The 20,803-nt window shown below is 61.3% G+C and carries 17 protein-coding genes and 1 pseudogene; 5 read left to right on the top strand and 13 right to left on the bottom strand.

The window, feature by feature from the left end:
- Positions 1–49: 49 nt before the first annotated feature.
- The 4 genes from arfA to leuS form a co-directional block, all read right to left on the bottom strand.
- Positions 50–205: an alternative ribosome rescue factor ArfA gene (gene arfA, locus AABM54_RS22710; RefSeq protein ID WP_347902197.1), complete on the bottom strand. Its 156-nt coding sequence runs from the start codon at positions 203–205 to the stop codon at positions 50–52.
- Between the two features lie 227 nt (positions 206–432).
- Complete coding sequence (gene holA, locus AABM54_RS22705) at positions 433–1,470, bottom strand: DNA polymerase III subunit delta (RefSeq protein WP_347902196.1); 1,038 nt, start codon at positions 1,468–1,470, stop codon at positions 433–435.
- Between the two features lie 38 nt (positions 1,471–1,508).
- On the bottom strand, positions 1,509–2,114 hold the full coding sequence (lptE, locus tag AABM54_RS22700; RefSeq protein WP_347902195.1) for an LPS assembly lipoprotein LptE: 606 nt from the start codon (positions 2,112–2,114) through the stop codon (positions 1,509–1,511).
- Between the two features lie 90 nt (positions 2,115–2,204).
- The gene (leuS, locus tag AABM54_RS22695) at positions 2,205–4,811 is read right to left on the bottom strand and encodes a leucine--tRNA ligase (RefSeq protein ID WP_347902193.1); all 2,607 of its coding nucleotides are present in this window, start codon (positions 4,809–4,811) and stop codon (positions 2,205–2,207) included.
- Positions 4,812–5,081: 270 nt separating this feature from the next.
- On the opposite strand from leuS, the gene AABM54_RS22690 reads away from it, so the two are divergent.
- Together AABM54_RS22690 and AABM54_RS22685 are read left to right on the top strand one after the other, a co-directional pair.
- Positions 5,082–5,402, top strand: a complete 321-nt coding sequence (locus tag AABM54_RS22690; RefSeq protein WP_347902192.1) for a hypothetical protein — start codon at positions 5,082–5,084, stop codon at positions 5,400–5,402.
- Between the two features lie 124 nt (positions 5,403–5,526).
- Positions 5,527–6,289, top strand: a pseudogene (locus AABM54_RS22685) (YdcF family protein).
- A gap of 183 nt (positions 6,290–6,472) precedes the next feature.
- Here the strand turns inward: AABM54_RS22685 and lnt are convergent.
- The 5 genes from lnt to miaB form a co-directional block, all read right to left on the bottom strand.
- Positions 6,473–7,996, bottom strand: a complete 1,524-nt coding sequence (gene lnt / locus AABM54_RS22680) for an apolipoprotein N-acyltransferase (protein WP_347902191.1) — start codon at positions 7,994–7,996, stop codon at positions 6,473–6,475.
- 8 nt (positions 7,997–8,004) lie between these two features.
- Positions 8,005–8,844 (bottom strand): HlyC/CorC family transporter, encoded by an 840-nt coding sequence (locus AABM54_RS22675; RefSeq protein ID WP_016773041.1) that lies wholly within the window; start codon positions 8,842–8,844, stop codon positions 8,005–8,007.
- 5 nt (positions 8,845–8,849) lie between these two features.
- Positions 8,850–9,344, bottom strand: coding sequence for an rRNA maturation RNase YbeY (gene ybeY / locus AABM54_RS22670; protein ID WP_347902190.1), 495 nt, complete (start codon positions 9,342–9,344; stop codon positions 8,850–8,852).
- The gene (locus AABM54_RS22665) at positions 9,337–10,356 is read right to left on the bottom strand and encodes a PhoH family protein (protein ID WP_347902189.1); all 1,020 of its coding nucleotides are present in this window, start codon (positions 10,354–10,356) and stop codon (positions 9,337–9,339) included. Before AABM54_RS22665 ends, ybeY begins: the two co-directional genes overlap by 8 nt.
- 269 nt (positions 10,357–10,625) lie before the next feature.
- Positions 10,626–11,954, bottom strand: a complete 1,329-nt coding sequence (gene miaB / locus AABM54_RS22660; RefSeq protein WP_347902188.1) for a tRNA (N6-isopentenyl adenosine(37)-C2)-methylthiotransferase MiaB — start codon at positions 11,952–11,954, stop codon at positions 10,626–10,628.
- A gap of 135 nt (positions 11,955–12,089) precedes the next feature.
- Between miaB and AABM54_RS22655 the strand changes: the two genes are divergently transcribed.
- Positions 12,090–12,419, top strand: coding sequence for a DUF1820 family protein (locus tag AABM54_RS22655; protein WP_003185742.1), 330 nt, complete (start codon positions 12,090–12,092; stop codon positions 12,417–12,419).
- 160 nt (positions 12,420–12,579) lie between these two features.
- Here the strand turns inward: AABM54_RS22655 and AABM54_RS22650 are convergent, their stop codons facing one another.
- The 4 genes from AABM54_RS22650 to AABM54_RS22635 form a co-directional block, all read right to left on the bottom strand.
- Complete coding sequence (locus AABM54_RS22650) at positions 12,580–13,134, bottom strand: tetratricopeptide repeat protein (RefSeq protein ID WP_347902187.1); 555 nt, start codon at positions 13,132–13,134, stop codon at positions 12,580–12,582.
- Between the two features lie 225 nt (positions 13,135–13,359).
- Positions 13,360–14,643: a glutamate-1-semialdehyde 2,1-aminomutase gene (gene hemL / locus AABM54_RS22645; protein WP_347902186.1), complete on the bottom strand. Its 1,284-nt coding sequence runs from the start codon at positions 14,641–14,643 to the stop codon at positions 13,360–13,362.
- A 32-nt stretch (positions 14,644–14,675) separates the two neighbouring features.
- Positions 14,676–15,299 (bottom strand): thiamine phosphate synthase, encoded by a 624-nt coding sequence (gene thiE, locus AABM54_RS22640; RefSeq protein ID WP_347902185.1) that lies wholly within the window; start codon positions 15,297–15,299, stop codon positions 14,676–14,678.
- A gap of 18 nt (positions 15,300–15,317) precedes the next feature.
- Entirely contained in the window at positions 15,318–16,115 is a 798-nt protein-coding gene (locus AABM54_RS22635) for a hydroxymethylpyrimidine/phosphomethylpyrimidine kinase (RefSeq protein WP_347902184.1), read from the bottom strand.
- 311 nt (positions 16,116–16,426) lie between these two features.
- Between AABM54_RS22635 and AABM54_RS22630 the strand changes: the two genes are divergently transcribed.
- Positions 16,427–18,817 (top strand): 7TM diverse intracellular signaling domain-containing protein, encoded by a 2,391-nt coding sequence (locus AABM54_RS22630; RefSeq protein WP_347902183.1) that lies wholly within the window; start codon positions 16,427–16,429, stop codon positions 18,815–18,817.
- 75 nt (positions 18,818–18,892) lie between these two features.
- Complete coding sequence (locus AABM54_RS22625; protein WP_347902182.1) at positions 18,893–20,542, top strand: acyl-CoA dehydrogenase family protein; 1,650 nt, start codon at positions 18,893–18,895, stop codon at positions 20,540–20,542.
- Positions 20,543–20,803 lie beyond the last annotated feature (261 nt).

Here is a 20,803-nt window from a genome sequence, read left to right as displayed (position 1 = left end):
GAATACGAATTCAGGGTGGGACCTTATCACGGGGAGGGGGGTGTTTGCTTTAGGCGGTCAGAAAGTAAGAAGCCTCCCAGCTTTTAGACTGGAAGGCTTCGCGGCGGTAGCTGCCTTTGCCCTTGGCGGCGGGTTCCTGACGGCTGCGGAACAGTGGCTGGGCGATGATGGATTTGGCCTTGTTGGGCCGCTTGTTTTTGCTCATGGGCGTTTCTCTCGTGGGGTGGGTTTTGCGGGGCAAATAATCTGCCTAAGTCGGGGATCTGTCTAGTCCCACGATGTGTAGGAAATGACGGTCTGTGACGAGGGAGCTTGCTCCCGTCGGCCGGTCCGCGCTCGGGCGCAGCAGCCGCAGGTCAGTGAGTGTATGAGGATGGATTTTGGGGGTCGCTTCGCAACCCAGCGGGAGCAAGCGCCCTCGCCACAAAAGGCTTACTCGGCCGGCAAGGCCAGACGCTGACCGGCCATCAACAACGACAACCGGCTCAAGCTCATCCACGGTGAACCTGCGGCCTGGCCCTTGATTTGTGCGTCGATGCGTTGCGCTTCGAGCAGCAACTGCGCCCAGCGCTGTGCCGAGTAACGTTGCAGGGCTTTGCTCATCAGCGGTTTGCGTTTGTCCCAGACCGGCGGCCGGGCCTGGCTGAACGCCTTGTCCAATGGCACACCCTGGCTGTATTGCAGCGACAGGTTGGCCAGCAGCCTCAGCTCTCGCGCCAGCGCCCAGAGAATCACCGGTGGTTCGACACCTTCGCCACGCAAGCCTTCGAGCATGCGCAGCGCGTGGGCGGCTTCACCGTTCAGAATTGCATCGGTCAACCCGAAGACATCGAACCGCGCACTGTCAGCGACGGCGGCTTGCACCGTTTCGACCGTGATCTGGCCACCTTCGGCCATCAGCTTGAGTTTTTCGATTTCCTGGGCGGCTGCCAGCAAGTTGCCTTCCACCCGTGCCGCAATCAGTTCAACGGCATCCTGGCTGGCGGCGAGGCCAGCCTGGGACAGACGCTGACGAATCCATTGCGGCAACTGGTTGGCATCCACGGGCCAGATCTGCACGAACTGGGTGTGCGAACCTTCGACCAGCGCCTTGCCCCACTTGGTTTTCTGCGCACTGCCATCGAGCTTGGGCAAGCTGATCAACAACACGGTGTCTTCGGCGGGGCGCGAGCAGTATTCGATCAACGCAGCAGCGCCTTTGTCCCCCGGCTTGCCCGACGGTAAACGCAGCTCCAGCAGGCGCTTCTCGGCGAACAACGACATGCTGGCACCGGCTTGCAGCAGTGTGCCCCAGTCGAAACTGGCGTCGGCACTGAACACCTGGCGTTCGTCGAAACCTTGCTGGCGAGCGCTGGCGCGAATGGCGTCGGCGGCTTCCTGACAGAGCAACGGGTCGTCGCCGCTGACGATGTAGACAGGCGCGAGGTTACCTTGCAGGTGTTTGGCGAGTTGGGCGGGGGCGAGTTTCATAAGGCGGGCGAGCGGGGCGCTGGTGCGCCCCGCATGGCTTACTCGGTCGGAACTTGCAGAGGCGACTGGCGTGGCGTTTGCGCTTCAGCCTTTTGCGCGGCTTCCAGGGCGTCGGCTTCTGCCTTGGCCTTGGCTTCTGCCGTTTGCTGCAATTGCTCCAGTTGGGTCGGCGTGATCAGTTGCAGGCGCAACATCATGCGCTGCACCAGGTCGCGACGCATTTCCTTGCGCGCTTCGGCGGCTTGCTGGTCGGAGCCGACGAGGTTGTTGCCGTCCTGCATGTACACTTTCTGCACTTGCAGCTTGTCAGTGAGCAGCACAAGGTTGTCGTGACTCAGGATCTGGAAGTTCAGAACGCTGGTCAGTTCGTTTTCCGCCGAACGACCGGCGCCGGAATAGCTGAGGCTGCGTCGGGTTTCCTGTTCGTCGGTCAAGATCAGTTTGTAAGGTGCGCCGGCGTGGACGTTAACGCCACTGCCTTGCATTACCTGACGTAGCATCACCACGGTTTCGCCGTAGGCGTTGCGCGCGCTCAGGTCGAGTTCCTTGATCGCCAGTTCGGTGGTACCGGTGCCGCGCAGCTGGAAGCCGCAGGCGCTCAACAGTACAGCGAGGCCCATCACCAGCAGATTGCGTTTGATCATCTTGTTGCTCCCCTTGAAACCATGTGGGCCGACTGTGCGGCCCGAAAGGTTCTGTTCGGCGCCAGGTGCACGACCTGGCGCCTGATCCAATTAGCTAGCGACAATATTGACCAGTTTTCCGGGCACTACGATCACTTTACGAATAGTCAGGCCGTCGACGAAGCGCAGCACGTTTTCATTGGCCCGTGCGGCGGCTTCGACTTCTTCGCGGCTGGCGCTGGCCGGCATTTCGATCTGGCCGCGCAGCTTGCCATTCACTTGAATGACAAGCTGCAGGTTGTCCTGAACCAGAGCGCTGTCGTCCAGAACCGGCCAGCCGGCGTCGATCACTGGGTCGGCGTGACCCAGTCGATGCCACAGTTCATGGCTGATGTGCGGCGTGATGGGCGCCAGCAACAGGGTAATGGTCTCCAGACCTTCGTGAATCAGCGCGCGATCCTGATCGGTGCCTTGCGGGGCTTTCTCCAGCACGTTCATCAGCGTCATCACCTGGGCGATGGCGGTGTTGAATTTGTGATGCTGGCCGACGTCCTGACTGGCTTGCTTGATGGCCAGGTGGATCGCGCGGCGGATGACTTTCTGCTCGTCGTTCAGCGTGCCGATGTCCAGCTTGCCCGGCAAGTCCTGACCAACGTGGGCCTGAGCCAGACGCCAGACGCGCTTGAGGAAGCGGTGCGAACCTTCGACGCCGGAGTCGGACCATTCCAGGCTCATGTCGGGCGGCGAGGCGAACATCATGAACAGGCGGCAGGTGTCGGCACCGTACTGGTCGATCATCGACTGCGGGTCAACGCCGTTGTTCTTCGACTTGGCCATCTTCTCGGTGCCGCCGATTTCGACGGGCAGTCCGTCGCTGATCAGCTTGGCGCCAATGATCTTGGCCTTGCTGTCGCGTTCCAGTTCAACGTCCGCCGGGTTGTACCAGGTGAAGCTGCCATTGGCTTCGCGACGGTAGTAAGTCTCGGCGATCACCATGCCCTGGGTCAGCAGGTTCTTGAACGGTTCGTTGGAGCTGACCAGGCCTTCGTCGCGCATCAGTTTGTGGAAGAAGCGCGCATATAGCAGGTGCAGGATCGCGTGTTCGATACCACCGATGTACTGATCGACCGGCAACCAGTGGTTGGCCGCAGCCGGGTCTACCAGACCGCCTTCGTAATGCGGCGAGGCATAACGGGCGTAGTACCAGGACGACTCGACGAAGGTGTCCATGGTGTCGGTTTCACGCTTGGCAGGCTGGCCACATTTCGGGCAGCTGCATTCGTAGAACTCGGGCATGCGCGCCAATGGCGAACCGGCGCCATCGGGTACGACGTCTTCCGGCAGCACGACAGGCAGTTGATCTTCCGGCACCGGCACGTCACCGCAGGTATCGCAGTGGATGATCGGGATCGGGCAGCCCCAGTAACGCTGACGGCTGATACCCCAGTCGCGCAGGCGGAACTGAGTGCGCGAGGCACCGAGGTTCTTCTTGATCAGCGCAACTTCCATGGCGTCGAACGCGCCAGCGAAGTCCAGACCGTCGAACTCACCGGAATTGATCAGCGTGCCGTATTCGCCGTAGGCGTCTTGCCACGGAGCCGGGTTCTCGTCGCCGGCGCTGGTGCGCACCACGGACTTGATCGGCAGGCCGTACTTGGTGGCGAATTCGAAGTCACGTTCATCGTGAGCCGGTACAGCCATGACTGCGCCATCGCCGTAGTGCATCAGCACGTAGTTGGCGACCCAGACCGGCAGTTTTTCGCCGGTCAGCGGGTGCTCGACGAACAGCGAGGTCGGCAGGCCTTTTTTCTCCTGGGTGGCAACGTCGGCTTCGGCCACGCTGCCGCCTTTGCATTGCGCGATGAACGCTTGCAGTTCAGGGTTGTTCTGCGCCGCCAGTGTAGCCAGATGGTGCTCGGCTGCCACGGCAACGTAGGTCGCGCCCATCAGGGTGTCCGGACGGGTGGTGAAGACCTTCAGTGCGCCCGCTTCGCCGATCGACTCGACGTTGTACGGGAACTGCACTTCCATGCCACGGGATTTGCCAATCCAGTTGCGTTGCATGGTTTTGACTTGCTCAGGCCAGCCTGGCAGGTCGTCGAGACTCTCCAGCAGTTCATCCGCGTAGGCGGTGATCTTGAAGTAGTACATCGGGATTTCGCGCTTTTCGATCAGCGCACCGGAACGCCAGCCGCGACCGTCGATCACCTGTTCGTTGGCCAGAACGGTCTGGTCGACCGGGTCCCAGTTCACGGTGCCGTTTTTACGGTAGATCACGCCTTTTTCGAACAGGCGAGTGAACAGCCATTGTTCCCAGCGGTAGTAATCAGGCTTGCAGGTGGTGACTTCGCGCGACCAGTCGACCGCCAGACCCAGGCTGCGCAGCTGGGTTTTCATGTAGGCGATGTTTTCGTAGGTCCACTTGGCCGGCGCGACGTTGTTCTTCATCGCGGCGTTTTCCGCCGGCATGCCGAAGGCGTCCCAACCCATGGGTTGCAGGACGTTCTTGCCTTGCATGCGCTGATAGCGGGAGATCACGTCGCCGATGGTGTAGTTGCGCACGTGCCCCATGTGTAGCTTGCCGCTGGGGTAAGGGAACATCGATAGGCAATAGAAAGTCTCCTTGCCTGGCTGTTCGCTGACTTCAAAGGACTTTTGCTCATCCCAGAACGACTGGGCGGCGGCTTCTATTTCACGGGGCTGATAGTGTTCGTGCATGGCTACTTTTGTACTGAATAGGGGTGGCCTAATCCTCTTCAATGCAACGGTGGGCGGTGAGGACGCCAGAAGGGGCGCTTCGATGCCCAGCCGAGCTGGAAGTGGAGTTACAGGAAGCGCCGTAGCATACATGACCGCGCTCGGCCTAGGGAAACCCTGATTACGTCCTGTCAACCGGGCCGAGGGCCGTTGGTCGCGGCGCCAGACCGGTTTTCTCAGCGAAGCTAAGCTCTAAATGGGGAGTGAGTCTTACTTTCAATGAGGTGAGGGATGGTTGAGTCACAACGAAAAGTCACGAAACCCGAGTTGTACGAAAGGCTGATAGAACGCTTGGGCGTTGCCTTGGATGCGGCAAAGACGGCTGGCCGGTTGCGCGACGAGCGTCCTGTCGAACTGGAGCTTCGCGGGTTGAGCAGTGCCGAGTTCGCACTGATCGAGGCGTATCTGGACCGCAGTGAACGTGAGGCGCAAGGATGCTTGATAGAAGAAGCAAAACAGGCCGGCGCACCGCGTTCGGCGAAGATCATCTGGTTGAAAGACAAGGCACCTGTCGGCGGCGCGGTAAGGGTCCGGTCCCTGCAGTTCAAGTAAGCCAGTGTTGCCCTGTGCGGGCACCTGACGTCAGCAGCAAAGGCTGTTTGTTAGAAAAGTCTGATGCATTTGTTGTCGCTTTGCTTCAACCCTCTTAGGCTTCGGGCATCTTTGGAGATGCTCGATGCCTTTTCGTTATTTCATCAAACAACTTCTCTTGCCCCCCGGCATTCTGTTGCTGCTGCTTATGCTCGCCTGGTGGTTGCGCCGCTCAAGACCGCGCCTTGCAGGCGTGTGTTTTGCGTTGGGGGTGGGCGGCTTCTGGTTGATGAGTTTGCCGGTTGTGGTGCAGTGGGGCGCGCACGCCCTTGAGCAGGAGCCACCCTTGTCGCGCAGTGAGTGGGCGACGCTGGCCCAGCGTGCCGATGCAATTGTGGTGCTGGGTTCGGGGCGCGAGCGCGGCGACCTGGCGTGGGGCGCTGACCAGCCGACGGGCGTGGGCCCTGGAGCGCGAGCGTTATGCGGCGCGGCTGGCCAAGGCGTCCGGGTTGCCGGTCCTCACCACCGGTGGCCTGCACTACGGCACGCCACCGACTGAGGCGAAACTGATGGCGGATTCAATGCTGGATGATTTCGGCGTAACCGTTCGTTGGCAGGAAGGGCGTAGTCGCACCACCTGGGAAAACGCGCAGTTCACGGCCCGGATATTGCTGCCGGAAGGGATCAAGCGGGTCGTGGTGGTGACGCAGGCCTGGCACATGCCGCGCAGTGTCTGGAGTTTCGAGCAAGCGGGTTTCAGTGTGGTGCCAGCCCCGGTGGGTTTTTTGGGGGTGGATAATGCGCGACCGCTGGGTGGCTGGATGCCGGAGTTCAAATCAATCTGGCAGTCGGGGCAGTTGCTCAATGAGGCTGTAGGGCAGATTGGGTATTCGCTGTTTTATCGATAGTCGGATCAATACCGGACCTGTGGCGAGGGAGCCTGCTCCCGTTGGGCTGCGAAGCGGCCCGAAAAACGATAAATGGGGCTTGTCGGATACACCCCATCGACCGAATTACGGCTGCTGCGCAACTGAGCGGGAGCGAGCTCCCTCGCCACAACAGCCCGCTCCCCCAAACAGCAGGTTCAGTCTTTAAACAGTCTTGGCGATGCGACTGGCCAGCAACGCCCAGCCAAACAGCAAGACGCACAGGATGATCATCGGCCATGAGCGCCATTGCAGGTAGGGCGTCAGGTTGTGCATCGGCACGACTTCGCCGTACAGGATGCCGCGTTCGAACTGCGGGATCTGTGTGGTGATTTTGCCGTGCGGGTCAATCAGCGCGGTCACGCCGTTGTTGGTGGCGCGGATCATCCAGCGGCCTGCTTCGAGGGCACGCATCTGGGCCATTTGCAGATGTTGCAGCGGGCCAATGGATGTGCCGAACCACGTGTCGTTGCTGATGGTCAGCAGTAAATCGCTGCGGGCCGACAGGCTGGCGGCAAATTCCGGGTACACCACTTCGTAGCAGATGAACGGCGCCACCTGATAACCCTTGGCCTGCAGCAGCGGCTGGTCGGCGGGGCCTCGGGCGAAGTCGGACATCGGCAGGTCGAAGAAAGCGATCAGCCCACGCAGCACGTCTTGCAGTGGCACGTACTCGCCGAACGGCACCAGTTTCTGCTTGAGGTAAGTGCCATCGCCTTCGCCGACCACGGTGATGCCGTTGAAGAAGCGTTTTTCGTGGTGGATCACCTGGCGAATCGGCACGCCGGTGATCAGCGCGGTATTACGCTCGGCGGCGAAACTTCCCATCATGTCCAGGTAACCCTGCGCCGACTCCTTGAGCACCGGCACGGCGGTTTCCGGCCAGATCAGCAGGTCGACGCGCTTGGAACTCAGGCTCATGTCGCGGTACAGCGCCAGTTGCGCGTTGAGCTGCGCGGGGTCCCACTTCATGCTTTGTTCGATGTTGCCCTGAATGGCGGCCACGCTCAGCGGGTCACCCGATGGGCTGGTCCAGGCGTGCCCCTTGAGCGACACACCGATCCCCCACGGCGCAACCAGCAACATCAGACCCGCGACGATAAAGGCTTTGCGTCCGGCCTTGATCAGGCGGGGCAGGTTGTAGAGCAATGCGGCGGTCAGCGCCAGTGAGAAGGAAATCAGCCACATGCCGCCCAGTGGCGCCAGTCCGGCCAAAGGCCCGTCGAGCTGGCTGTAACCGGAATAGAGCCACGGGAAACCCGTGAGAAACCAGCCACGGAACGCTTCCTGGCCCAGCCACAATGCCGCGAAGGCCAGGGCGTCGGCCAGCGGCGCTTCGTTGCGGCGCAGCCAGCGTGCCCAGAGCCAGGCGGGCAGGGCGAAAAACCAGGCAATTGCGGCGGTGAACGCCAGCATCAGCAACCCGGCCAGCAACACTGAGGCGCCGCCAAAGTGGTGAATGCTGTAGTAGATCCAGCTGGTGCCGGCGCCAAACAGGCCGAAACCGAAACACCAGCCACGGCCCAGCGCCTGACGCGGTGTCAGTTCACGAAGGCCTGCATAGAAAAAACCGACCGCCAGCAACGCCAGCGGCCAGATATCGAACGGCGCCAGCGTCAGGGTGGTGAGAGCACCGGCCGCCACGGCCAGCAGGTTACCGGGCCAGCCGGGGCGGGTGATCCAACGCATGTCAGTCCTTAACGGGCTATAGGGGTCAAGCGCAGCAAGTGAATGCGACGGCTGTCGGCATTCAGGATGCGAAAGCGATAGGCGCCGATTTCAGTGATTTCGTTGCGTTTTGGCAAGTGCCCGAATGCGCTCATCACTAGACCGCCGACGGTGTCGAATTCGTCGTCGGAGAATTCGCTGTCGAAGAACTCGTTGAAGTTCTCGATCGGTGTCAGGGCCTTGATCAGGAAGTCACCGCTGGGCAGCGGCTTGATGTAGCTGTCTTCCTCGACGTCGTGCTCGTCTTCGATGTCGCCGACGATCTGTTCCAGCACGTCTTCGATGGTCACCAGGCCTGCCACGCCGCCGTATTCGTCAATGACGATGGCCATGTGGTTGTGGTTGGCGCGGAACTCGCGCAGCAACACGTTCAGGCGCTTGGACTCGGGCACGAAGGTGGCCGGGCGCAGCAGGTCCTTGATGTTGAAGCTGTCGCCGTTCTCCTTGAGGATCAACGGCAGCAAGTCCTTGGCCAGCAAAACGCCCATGACGTCGTCATGGCTCTCGCCGATCACCGGATACCGCGAGTGCGCGGAATCGACGACGGCCGGGAGGAACTCGCGGGGTGTCTGGGTCGCCTTGATGCTGACCATTTGCGAACGCGGGACCATGATGTCCCGCACTTGCAGGTCGGCGACCTGGATGGCGCCTTCGACGATGGCCAGCGCTTCGCTGTCCAGCAACTTGTTCTGATGGGCATCACGCAGGAGCTCCAGCAGCTCCTGACGGTTTTTCGGCTCGTGGGCAAAAGCTTGGGTGAGTTTACCCAGCCAGGACTTTTGCCCGTTGCTCGATCGATCTTCGCTCATAGCGATTACTCTGAATCCTTTGTTGTAACGATAGGGGATGTTTCGGTTTCGTCGTCTGCATAAGGGTCAGGATGACCCAGCTCTGCAAGCAACGTTCGTTCCAGTGCTTCCATTTCTTCGGCTTCATCGTCATCTATATGGTCGTAACCGAGTAGATGCAAGCAGCCGTGAATCACCAGATGAGCCCAATGGGCCTTGAGTTCTTTGCCTTGTTCGGTGGCTTCGCGCTCGACCACGGCCACGCAGATCACCAGATCGCCCAGCAGCGGGATGTCGAGAAATTCGTCGGGCACGTCAGCAGGAAACGACAACACGTTGGTCGCGTAATCTTTCTGCCGCCAGGTGTGGTTCAGCTCGCGACCTTCTGCTTCGTCAACCAGGCGAATGGTCATTTCCGAGTCGGCGGTGCGCTGGCGCAGGGCCAGTTCGCACCATTGGCGGAACTCGGCTTCGCTTGGGGCAGACGCTTCGGTTGCCAGTTGCAGATCAAGCTCAAGCATCGCGGCGGCTATCCTTTTCGGTGGAAAGCGTCGCAGGCTCGTCGATCAGGCGATTTTCGAAGCGCTCGTAGGCTTCGACAATACGCTGCACCAGCGGGTGGCGGACAACGTCCTTGGGCTTGAAGTGGGTAAAGCTGATGCCCGGTACTTCCTTGAGCACGTCGATCACATGAATCAGCCCGGACTTGGTGCCCTTCGGCAGGTCGATCTGGGTGATGTCGCCGGTGATGACGGCAGTCGAGCCGAAGCCGATCCGGGTCAGGAACATCTTCATTTGTTCGACGGTGGTGTTCTGGCTTTCATCAAGGATGATGAAGCTGTTGTTCAGCGTGCGGCCGCGCATGTAGGCCAGCGGCGCGACTTCGATTACCTGGCGTTCGATCAGCTTGGCCACGTATTCGAAGCCCAGCATCTCGTAGAGCGCGTCATACAGCGGGCGCAGGTACGGGTCGATTTTTTGCGACAGGTCGCCGGGCAGGAAGCCGAGTTTCTCGCCAGCCTCGACCGCCGGACGTACCAGCAGGATGCGGCGGATCTGCTCGCGTTCCAGCGCATCGACGGCGCAGGCCACGGCCAGGTAGGTCTTGCCGGTACCGGCCGGGCCGATGCCGAAGTTGATGTCGTTGCCGAGGATTTCCTTCACGTAGCGCTGCTGATTCAAGCCGCGAGGGCGAATCATGCCTTTTTTGGTGCGCAGGGCGACGGAGGGTTCGGCGGGGGCGTGGTTGTCCATGTCCTCGACGGCCGATTCCTGCAGGAACAGGTGAACCATGTCCGGCGACAGCTCGCTACCCTTGGTTTCGCGGTAGAGGCGGCGCAGAAGGTTTTCCGCGGAGGTGGTGTGCTTGAGCTCGCCGATCAGTTCGAACTGATTGCCGCGATTGCGGATCACGATCGCCAGGCGCTGTTCGATCAAGCGCAGATGCTCGTCGAATTGCCCGCACAGATTGGCGAAGCGATGAGCCTCAAAGGGCTCGAGGATAAAGCGATGAGGTTCTATGGGTGCGTTCAAGGTTGTTTTTAGCCGCCCTGGGGCAATGGAGATGAAATCAAGGATAACGCCAGCAGGCTACGTGCGAAAGCTCTTAAACAGCCCAGCCTCTATTGGTTGCTTTACACCTGTGGCGAGGGAGCTTGCTCCCGCTGGAGTGCGAAGCACTCCCAATTTAATCACTGCGGTTTTTCAAGTGATGCCGAGGCGCCCGGTTTGCGGTTGCTTCGCAACCGAGCGGGAGCAAGCTCCCTCGCCACACAAGCCCGCAGCCACAGCTACCGCGGTGATTATTGAATCAACGAACCACGCAGCGAGTGTGGCTGGGCGGCGTCGATGTGCACGTCCGCGAACTGGCCGATCAGGGTGGGATTGTCGCAGCGGAAGTTTACGATTCGATTATTCTCGGTGCGGCCTTGTAGTTCGCCCGGGTCTTTTTTCGAGTAATCGGTCACCAGGATCCGCTGGGTGGTGCCAACCATTTGTCGGCTGATCTCGAAACCCTGCTGGTTGAGGCGATGTTGCAGGGCGTTCAGGCGTTCCTTTTTCAGCTCTTCCGGGGTTTCGTCGGCCAGGTCGGCGGCCGGAGTGCCCGGACGCTGGCTATAGACGAACGAGTAGGAGAAGTCGAACCCGACGTCTTCGATCAGCTTCATGGTCTGTTCGAAGTCTTTTTCGGTTTCGCCAGGGAAGCCGACGATAAAGTCCGAGCTGATGCAAATGCCCGGCACGGCGGCCCGCAGTTTGCGCAACTTGGATTTGTACTCCAGCGCGGTGTGGTTGCGCTTCATCGCGGCCAGCACCCGGTCCGAGCCCGACTGCACCGGCAGGTGCAGGTGCTTGACCAGTTCCGGCACTTCGGCGTGGGCCTGGATCAGGCTGTCGGAGAACTCCAGCGGGTGCGAGGTGGTGTAGCGAATGCGATCAATGCCATCCACGGCGGCCACCACGCGGATCAGTTCGGCCAGATCCGCCAGGCGCCCATCGTGAGTCGTGCCGCGGTAACCGTTGACGTTCTGCCCCAGTAGGGTCACTTCACGCACGCCGTTTTCGGCCAGGTGGATGACCTCGGCGACCACGTCGTCGAACGGCCGGCTGACTTCTTCGCCGCGGGTGTAAGGCACCACGCAGAAGGTGCAGTACTTGCTGCAACCTTCCATCACCGACACGTAGGCGCTTGGGCCGTCGATGCGTGGCTCGGGCAGGTGGTCGAATTTTTCGATTTCCGGGAACGAAACGTCGACTTGCGGCAATTTGGTGATGCGCGCCGCATCGATCATTTCCGGCAGGCGGTGCAGGGTCTGCGGGCCGAACACCACGTCGACGTACGGGGCGCGGTCGCGAATTGCAGCACCTTCCTGGCTGGCCACGCAACCGCCGACGGCGATCACCATGTCCGGGTTGGCGAGCTTCAGTTCGCGCCAGCGGCCGAGCTGGGAGTACACCCGGTCCTGGGCGCGTTCGCGAATCGAGCAGGTGTTGAGCAGGATCACGTCGGCATCTTCAGCGCGAGCGGTGACTTCCAGGGCCTGATGTTCACCCAGCAGATCGACCATGCGCGAGCTGTCGTACTCGTTCATCTGGCAACCGTGGGTTTCGATGTAAAGCTTCTTGGCCATGGAAAGAGTCATCACGTGATTCAAAGAACCGCGCATTATAGGGAACATGTTCCCAGGTTCCTACCGCTGTGCGTCTGGCGGCTATGCTATAGTTCGCCCCCTTCTTTTTATCCCCCGATGTGTTACCCGCCCACCATGACCAAACGTGAAGCTCCAATCTACAAGGTGATTTTCCTCAACCAGGGCCAGGTGTTCGAAATGTACGCCAAGCAGATCTATCAAAGCGATCTGTGGGGTTTCCTGGAAGTGGAAGAGTTCGTCTTTGGCGAGCGCACGCAAGTGGTCGTCGATCCGAGCGAAGAGAAACTCAAGGCTCAGTTCGAAGGCGTGGTGCGCAGTTTCGTGCCGATGCATTCGATTGTGCGCATCGACGAGGTCGAGCGCCTGGGTACACCGAAAATCAGCGAAGCCCGCGGCGCGGTCGGCAATGTCATGCCGTTTCCGATGCCGATGCCTGAGAAGTAAACCGTTGCCCCTGTGGCGAGGGAGCTTGCTCCCGCTCGGCTGCGAAGCAGTCGCCAAACCTAAGAATGCGGTCTACCGGATCGACGGTGATTGCAGGGTTTAGGGCCGCTTCGCGCCCCAGCGGGAGCAAGCTCCCTCGCCACAGTAGCTCGCGCTGGATTCAGGGAAGAGGCGAAAACGGCGTACGCCCGTCCGCGCTTTGCAATTCCATCAGGTATTTACGGAAAATTTGCCCCAGCACCTGGGTTGCCACTTCCAGTTCATCGCGCTGCATGTGCTCGGCGACTTCGTCGGCGGTGTCCAGTGCGTCTTCAGCGCCGTTGACCGCGGCCATTTTCAGCACGATGTACGCCTGAACATTGTTGGCCGGTACGCCTTCGCCGTGGAAGAACATGGTGCCGAGTTTGAATTGCGCCTGGGCGTGGCCTTGCAGCGAGGCTTTTTCGAAGTAGTTCAGGGCTTGCTTGAGGTCGCGCGGTGCGTTTTTGCCGTCGTAGTAGAACTCGCCCAACTCGTATTGCGCCTGCGCATCCCCGGCGTCCGAGGCTTTCTGGCAGGCGGCGAGCGCTTGGGAAAGGTCTTCAGGCTGGGTATTGAGGGTGCAGCGACCCATCGCTGGGATCAACAACGAGTTGCCGCCTGCTTGTGCATGCGCGAGCAGGGGCTGAAGGAGCAACAGGCAGCCCAATGCAAGGGTGCGGCCGGTGCGGTTCATGGGAATCGACTTACCTCTGACGGGGCACGCGGACCCGCGGGGGGATCCAATAAGCGCGCATTATGAAATAAGCAGGACCTACCTTACAAAGTCTTTACTCGTTTTTCTGCTGCACGGGGACTATATCTGCCGCTTTCGGGGTGGTTTTCGACGCTTGTGTAGGAAAACAGTGGCAGATGTAGGCAAAAGCTGACGCCGGCAATAGCCGACGTCTGCTGCGATGGTTTACTTGAGTGCCGCGAAGGCGCGCTCGGCGGCATCCAGCGTCAGTTTCAGCTCCGCTTCGCCATGGGCGATCGAGGTGAAACCGGCTTCGAAGGCGCTCGGTGCCAGGTACACGCCACCTTCCAGCATCAAGTGGAAGAAGCGCTTGAACAGGTTGGCATCGCTGGCCATCACGTCATCGAAGGTCACGATGTCGTCGGCGCCGCTGAAGTACAGGCCGAACATGCCGCCCGCCTGGGTGGTCACGAACGGGATGCCGGCTGCATCGGCGCGCTGTTGCAGGCCATCGAGCAAATGGCTGGTGTAGTCGCTCAGCTCGGCATGGAAGCCCGGACGGCTGATCAGGCGCAGGGTGGTCAGGCCGGCCGCCATGGCCAGCGGGTTACCCGACAGCGTGCCCGCCTGGTAAACCGGGCCCAGTGGTGCGATGTGCGACATGATTTCGCGTTTGCCGCCGAAGCAGCCAACCGGCATGCCGCCACCGATGATCTTGCCGAAGGTGCTCAGGTCCGGCGTGACGCCGTAGTACGCTTGTGCGCCGCCGAGTGCCACGCGGAAACCGGTCATCACTTCGTCGAAAATCAGCACCACGCCGTGTTTGTCGCACAGGGTGCGCAGGCCTTCGAGGAAGCCCGGCGCTGGCGGCACGCAGTTCATGTTGCCGGCCACGGGCTCGACAATGATGCATGCCACTTCCTGGCCGACATCGGCGAGCATTTTTTCAACGGCGTCGATGTCGTTGAACGGCAGCGTCAGGGTGTGTTTGGCAAAGTCCGCCGGCACGCCGGCCGAGCTCGGTACGCCTTGGGTCAGCAGGCCGGAGCCGGCTTTTACCAGCAGGCTGTCGGAGTGACCGTGGTAGCAGCCTTCGAACTTGATGATGCTGTCGCGGCCAGTGAAGCCGCGGGCCAGGCGAATCGCGCTCATGGTCGCTTCGGTGCCGGAGCTGACCATGCGGACCATTTCCATCGACGGCACAATCGAGCAGACCAGGTCGGCCATCTCGGTTTCCATCGCGGTCGGTGCGCCATAGGACAGGCCGTGTTCCAACTGCTTGCGCACGGCGTCAAGCACGTCCGGGTGGCTGTGGCCGAGGATCATCGGGCCCCAGGAACCGACGTAGTCGACATAACGCTTGTCGTCTTCATCGGTGACGTAAGCGCCTTCGGCATGTTTGAAGAACAACGGCGTGCCGCCGACGCTCTTGAACGCGCGAACGGGCGAGTTCACGCCGCCGGGGATGTGTTTCTGGGCTTTGGCAAACAGGGTTTCGGAACGAGACATGGTTGGGCTCTCAAAAATCGGTAATGGAATACTTAAGCTTTGAACAAGTCATTGAAGGCGCGAGCACGGCGTGTCACTTCAGCGGTGGTTTCGGCACCGAACAGACCGTGCACGACGGCCAGCAGGTCAACCCCGTGGGCCACCAGCGGTGCGGCGTTGTCCAGGGTGATGCCGCCGATTGCGCAGATCGGCAGGTGCAGCGTGCTGCGGGCCTGATCGAGCAGCCCGAGGCTGGCGGTCGGCGCACCGGGCTTGGTGCTGGAGTTGAAAAAGCGGCCGAAGGCGACATAGCTGGCGCCTTCCTTTGCTGCTTGTTCAGCGAGTTCCAGCTGCGCGTGGCAAGTCGAACCGATGATCGCCTGACGCCCCAGCAGCGCACGGGCCGGGGTCAGCGGGCCGTCGGTCTGGCCCAGGTGAACACCGACGCCCAGGCGTGCGGCCAGTTCGGCGTCGTCATTGATGATCAACTGCGTCTGGTAGCGTTCGCACAGGCTGCGCAGGGCTTCGGCCTCACGCAGGCGGCGGGCTTCGTCGGTGCTTTTGTCGCGGTACTGCAACAGGACGACGCCGCCATCGAGCGCCGCTTCTACAAACGGCAGGAACTTGCCGGCCAGTAACTGGCTGTCGGTAATGGCGTACAGGCCACGTAATTTCATCGGGCAAGCCTCATGGCGTTACGAGCAGAAATCCAGCGGCAAGCGGCGCGGCACGAACTGGCCTTTGCCCAGCTGTTCGGCATCACGCAGGGTGCGCCACGTGTAATTGAGGGCTGACTGCACCGCGCTGGCGAGCTGTTCGCCCTGGGCCAGGCGCCCGGCCAGCGCACTGGCCAGCGTGCAACCCGAACCATGATAGCTGCCGGGCAAGCGCTGGCAGGTGAAGGTCTGGCGGCTGCCGTCGCGGCTGTACAGGCGATTGTGCACTTCGTGTTCGTCGCCGTGGCCGCCGGTAATCAGCAAGTGTTTGACGTAAGGCAGGAGTTTTTCTGCGCATTCATCAGCCGTGCCTTCGGGCAGTTCGGCGAGGATGCGCGCTTCAGGAAGGTTGGGAGTGGCGATGATCGCCAGTGGCAGCAGGCGTTCGCGCATGGCGTAGCCGACTTCGTCCTTGCCCAGGCGTCCACCGCCGCCGGCGCGCAGCACCGGGTCGCAGACTACCGGCAAGTGCGGGTGCGCCTGGAGCAGTTCGACCACGGTGTCGACCATTTCCAGTGAGCCGAGCATGCCCAGTTTGACCGCCGCGACCGTCGAGTCGTTGAGCACGGCATTGGCTTGCGCCAGCACCCACTCACGGTCGAGGACGCGGAAGTCACAGACGTTGACGGTGTCTTGCACGGTCAGGGCGGTGACTGCCGGGGCAGCATGACAACCCTGAGCGAGCAGGGCTTCGATATCTGCCTGCAAGCCGGCGCCACCACTTGGGTCGTGGCCGGAGAGACAGAGGACAACGGGGCGAGAGCAGTAGGTATTCATGGTGCGCGAGCTTACCACCAAACAGTTTTTTTCGGTTGCCGGGCCAGCGCTCATGGCTTGGCAACGGCTGCGCGAGACGCTCGTCAAAGCGCACGTGAATCAACGGGCTTCGCGCGACCGCTCTAGATCAATGGATAGCGCTGAAACGCCCGTTCTAGAGCCTTTAAACTAAAACTTTCAATGGTGTTCAATGGCCATCAACGGCTATGCTAGCGTGGATCCAAACCAATAACAGGTAATGCCGGTTTTACGTCTACTCAAAGGGAATGGGGGGCTTCCTGACACAACCGGACAAGCCACGCTGGGGCTTTATGCGCTATTTGCTGCTGTTGCTGTTGAGCTTGCCAATCTGGGCAGGCGCGGCCGAGTTCGATGAGTTCACCCAAAGCCTCCCCTTGGGTCGAGTCATGCAAGTGTACGAAGATGCAGCCGGTACGGCGGACATCGCCGAAGTCCGTGCGCAAGCCGCTGCCGGCAACTTCAAGGCTCACGACAAGGCCACGTTGAACGCCGGTTACTCGCATTCGGTGTTCTGGCTGAAAGTCGACCTGCACTACCGCCCGGGCAATCCTGCCGCCCAACGCACTTGGTTGCTGGAGCTGGCCTATCCGCCCCTCGATCATCTCGACCTGTACCTGCCCGATGCGGCCGGCAACTACCGACTGGCCCAGCGCACGGGCGACGCATTGCCCTTCGCCAGCCGGCAGATCCGCCAGAACAATTACCTGTTCGACCTCGATTTTTCTGCTGAACAGAGCAAAACCGTTTACCTGCGCCTGCAAAGCCAGGGGTCGATCCAGGCACCGCTGACCCTTTGGTCCAGCACCGCGTACCTGGAAGACCAGCCCGCGCGCCTCTATGTGCTGGGCCTGATCTATGGCGTGTTGCTGGGGATGCTGGTTTACAACCTGTTCATCTATCTCAGCGTGCGGGACACCAGTTACCTCTATTACATCGTCTATATCGCCTCGTTCGGGCTGTACCAAGTGTCGGTCAACGGCGCGGCGGTCGAGTACTTCTGGCCGGACAACCCCTGGTGGGCCAACGCGGCGACGCCGTTCTTCATCGGTTCAGCCGCGTTGTTCGGCAGCCAGTTCGCCCGCAGTTTCTTGCAGACCGCCAGCCATTCGCGCTGGCTCGATCGTCTGTTGCTGCTGCTGATTGCGTGCAGCGCGGTGGTGGTGGGCCTGTCGTTGATGACCAGTTACGCCCTGGCCCTGCGCCTGGCGACAGCGCTGGCGCTGGTGTTCACCGTGGTGATTTTTGCCGCCGGGATCTTCGCCTGGTGGCGTGGCCTGCGAGTGGCGCGGTACTTCATCATCGCCTGGTCGGCGTTCTTGCTTGGCGGCATCGTCAATACGTTGATGGTGCTGGGTTACCTGCCCAACGTGTTCCTGACCATGTACGCCAGCCAGATCGGTTCGGCGATTGAAGTGGCGCTGCTCTCGCTGGCGCTGGCCGACCGCATCAACGCCATGCGCGAACAACAGGCCCAGACCTTGTTCGATGCCGGGCAAAAACTTGAAGTCCTCAATCAGCAACTGGCCCACAGTAATCAGCTCAAGGACGAGTTCCTCGCGACCCTGACCCACGAACTGCGCACCCCGATGAACGGTGTGATCGGTTCGCTGGAACTGATGCAGACCGTCGACCTGGACCCGGAACTGGAGCAATACCAGCAGACTGCCGCCGGTTCGGCGCGGGACATGATGCGCATGGTCAACGGCATCCTGACCCTCACCGAGCTTCAGGCCGGCAAGCTCAAGACGTTCTCCGACGCCTTCAGCCTGCGGGGTGTAGCCGATGGGTTGCAGCGCCAGTTCGCCGGTAATGCCGCGGGCAAGGGGCTGGATTTCAAGGTGGAACTGGCGTCGGGCCTGCCGGACCGGTTGCACGGCGACAGCGGCAAACTGGCGCAGTGCCTGGAATGCCTGTTGGATAACGCCATCAAGTTCACCCGCATCGGTGGGCTGGCCTTGCGGGTGGCCGGTAAACCCGGCGACGAAGGCCGACTGGCGCTGTCGTTCGTGGTGATTGATACCGGCATCGGTTTCACCAACCTCGATGAAGCCACGCTCTATCAACGCTTCTTCCAGCTCGATGGCTCGATGACCCGCGAATACGGCGGGCTCGGCGTGGGGCTGGCGATCTGTCGGCAACTGGTGGAGCTGCTCGGCGGGCGCCTGACGCACCGTTCCGAGCCCGGGCGTGGCAGCCGCTTTCAACTGGATGTCGAGTTTGACGTGCCCGCGCCGTTGCCCGGTGCCGCGAAGGCTTCATTTCAGGATTGTGATGCGCTGAGTTCGCGCACGCCCCGCGAGTGCACGGTGCTGCTGGTCGACGACGACAGCATCAACCAACTGGTGCTGCGCGGCATGTTGCTCAAGCTCGGTTATCAGGTGCGCACCGCCGACAGTGGACGGGCGGCGCTTGAGTTGCTGCACGCTGAAACCGTGGACGCCATCCTGCTCGATTGTCAGTTGCCGTCGCTCGATGGCTTGTCGTTGTGCTGCCAGATTCGCGCATTGCCTGGCTACGCTGAAGTCCCGGTGCTGGCTGTCGCCCATCAGGGTGATCGGGAGCAGTGCCAGGCGGCAGGGATCACCGATTGCCTGGGTAAACCGGTGAAATTCGAGGCGTTGCAGGCGACGTTGCATCGGCGGGTGCTTTGTCCGAAACAGGGTGAAAGCGCCGACAGTTAGGCGGATATGCCACTTTGCCAGGTTCAGCGGCGGTGCTTAACTGAGGTCAGACGCTGACCCCAAGGAGGCCCCGCCATGAACCTGCATCAGTTCGCCGAAACCCACGACGTCACCAACCAGCCACCGTCGCTGGACGGCACCAACCTCTATCGCATCGACCTGCCGTTGCAAGAGTGGTCGCAACGTTTCGGGGCCGGTTGGGCCGACACGCGCATCGACGCTTATGGCGCGTTGGCCGGTGGCCCGTTGATGGCCGCCGGGTTTCTCGCCAATCAGAACAAACCGGTATTTTCCAGCCATGACCGCTACGGTCATCGGATCGACCTGGTGGAGTTTCACCCGGCCTATCATGAGTTGATGCGCACGGCGGTCGAGCATGGCCTGACGTCCATGCCCTGGACCAACCCGCAGTCCGGTGCCCATGTGGCCCGGGCGGCCATGAGTTACCTGCACAGCCAGGCCGAGGCCGGCAGCGGATGCCCGTTGACCATGACCTTTGCCAGCGTTCCCGCGTTGCGCCTGCAACCGGACATTGCGAAGCAGTGGTTGCCGAAAATCCTTGCCACTGAATACGACCCGCGCAACGTCGGCATGGCCCACAAGGCCGGTGTCACCCTCGGCATGGCAATGACCGAGAAACAGGGTGGCACCGACGTGCGGGCCAACACCACCAAGGCCTATCCGGTCGGCGCTTCGGGGCCGGGCCAGGCCTATGAACTGGTGGGCCACAAGTGGTTCTGTTCGGCGCCGATGTGTGACGCCTTCCTGACCCTGGCCCAGACCGACAAGGGCCTGACCTGTTTCCTGCTGCCGCGCCATCGCCCGGATGACACGCGTAATCAGTTCTACATCCAGCGGCTGAAAAACAAACTGGGCAACTGTTCCAACGCGTCCAGCGAAGTCGAGTTTCGCGGGGCCCTGGCGTGGATGATCGGCGAAGAAGGTCGCGGCGTGCCGACCATCATCGAGATGGTGGCCATGACCCGTTTCGATTGCATGGTCGGCTCCAGCGCCCTGATGCGTCAGGCGTTGACCCAGGCCAGCCATCACTGCGCGCACCGTAAGGTCGGCGGCAAGTTGCTCAGCGAACAACCGCTGATGCAAAACGTGCTCGCGGATCTGGCGTTGGAAAGCGAAGCCGCGCTGGCCTTGAGCCTGCGCATGGGCCGGGCGCTGGATCATCTCGATGATGCGCAGGAAGCCAAATTCGCCCGGCTGGTGACGGCGGTGGGCAAGTACTGGATCTGCAAACGCGCGCCGGCCATGATCAACGAAGCTGCCGAGTGCATGGGTGGTGCCGGGTACGTCGAGGACAGCATCCTGCCGCGCCTGTACCGTGAGGCGCCGGTGAATTCGACGTGGGAAGGTTCCGGCAACGTGCAGTGCCTCGACGTGTTGCGCGCCTTGTCGAAAGAGCCGGGTGTGCTCGATGTGCTGTTCCATGAGTTGGGTGACGGGCTGGGTGACAAACGCCTGGCCGCGCACATCAACCAGTTGCAGGCCGCGTTCAAGGACACCGACGACATCCAGTACCGCGCCCGGCAACTGACCGAAGACATCGCCTTGGGCTTGCAGGCCAAGCTGTTGCTTGAGGCCGGCAACGCTGCTGTCAGCGATGCCTTCATCGCCAGCCGCTTGGGAACAGCCGGGCGGGTGTACGGGACCTTGCCGCGAGGGCTGGATGTGGAAGCGATTGTGGCGCGGTCGACTCCGCAAGGGTTTTGAAAACCCGATTCTGAATGCACTGATAACTTGTGGCGAGGGGGCTTGCCCCCGTTGGACCGCGAAGCAGGTCCCAGCCCTGCAACCGAATTTAATCTGGCACCCCGCATTTGCCGGATTACGACTGCTGGGCAGCCGAACGGGGGCAAGCCCCCTCGCCACAGGTTTCGTGCAGGACTCTGGAGCGGCCATCCTCACACGATGGTTCCCGTGAAGCGGCGTTGCAGGCAAGATAAAGGCCTGCAAGCCAGAACACAGGAAGCT

This window comes from Pseudomonas purpurea (assembly GCF_039908635.1).
Lineage (GTDB): Bacteria > Pseudomonadota > Gammaproteobacteria > Pseudomonadales > Pseudomonadaceae > Aquipseudomonas > Aquipseudomonas purpurea.
This window is presented reverse-complemented; position numbering and strand designations above follow the sequence as displayed.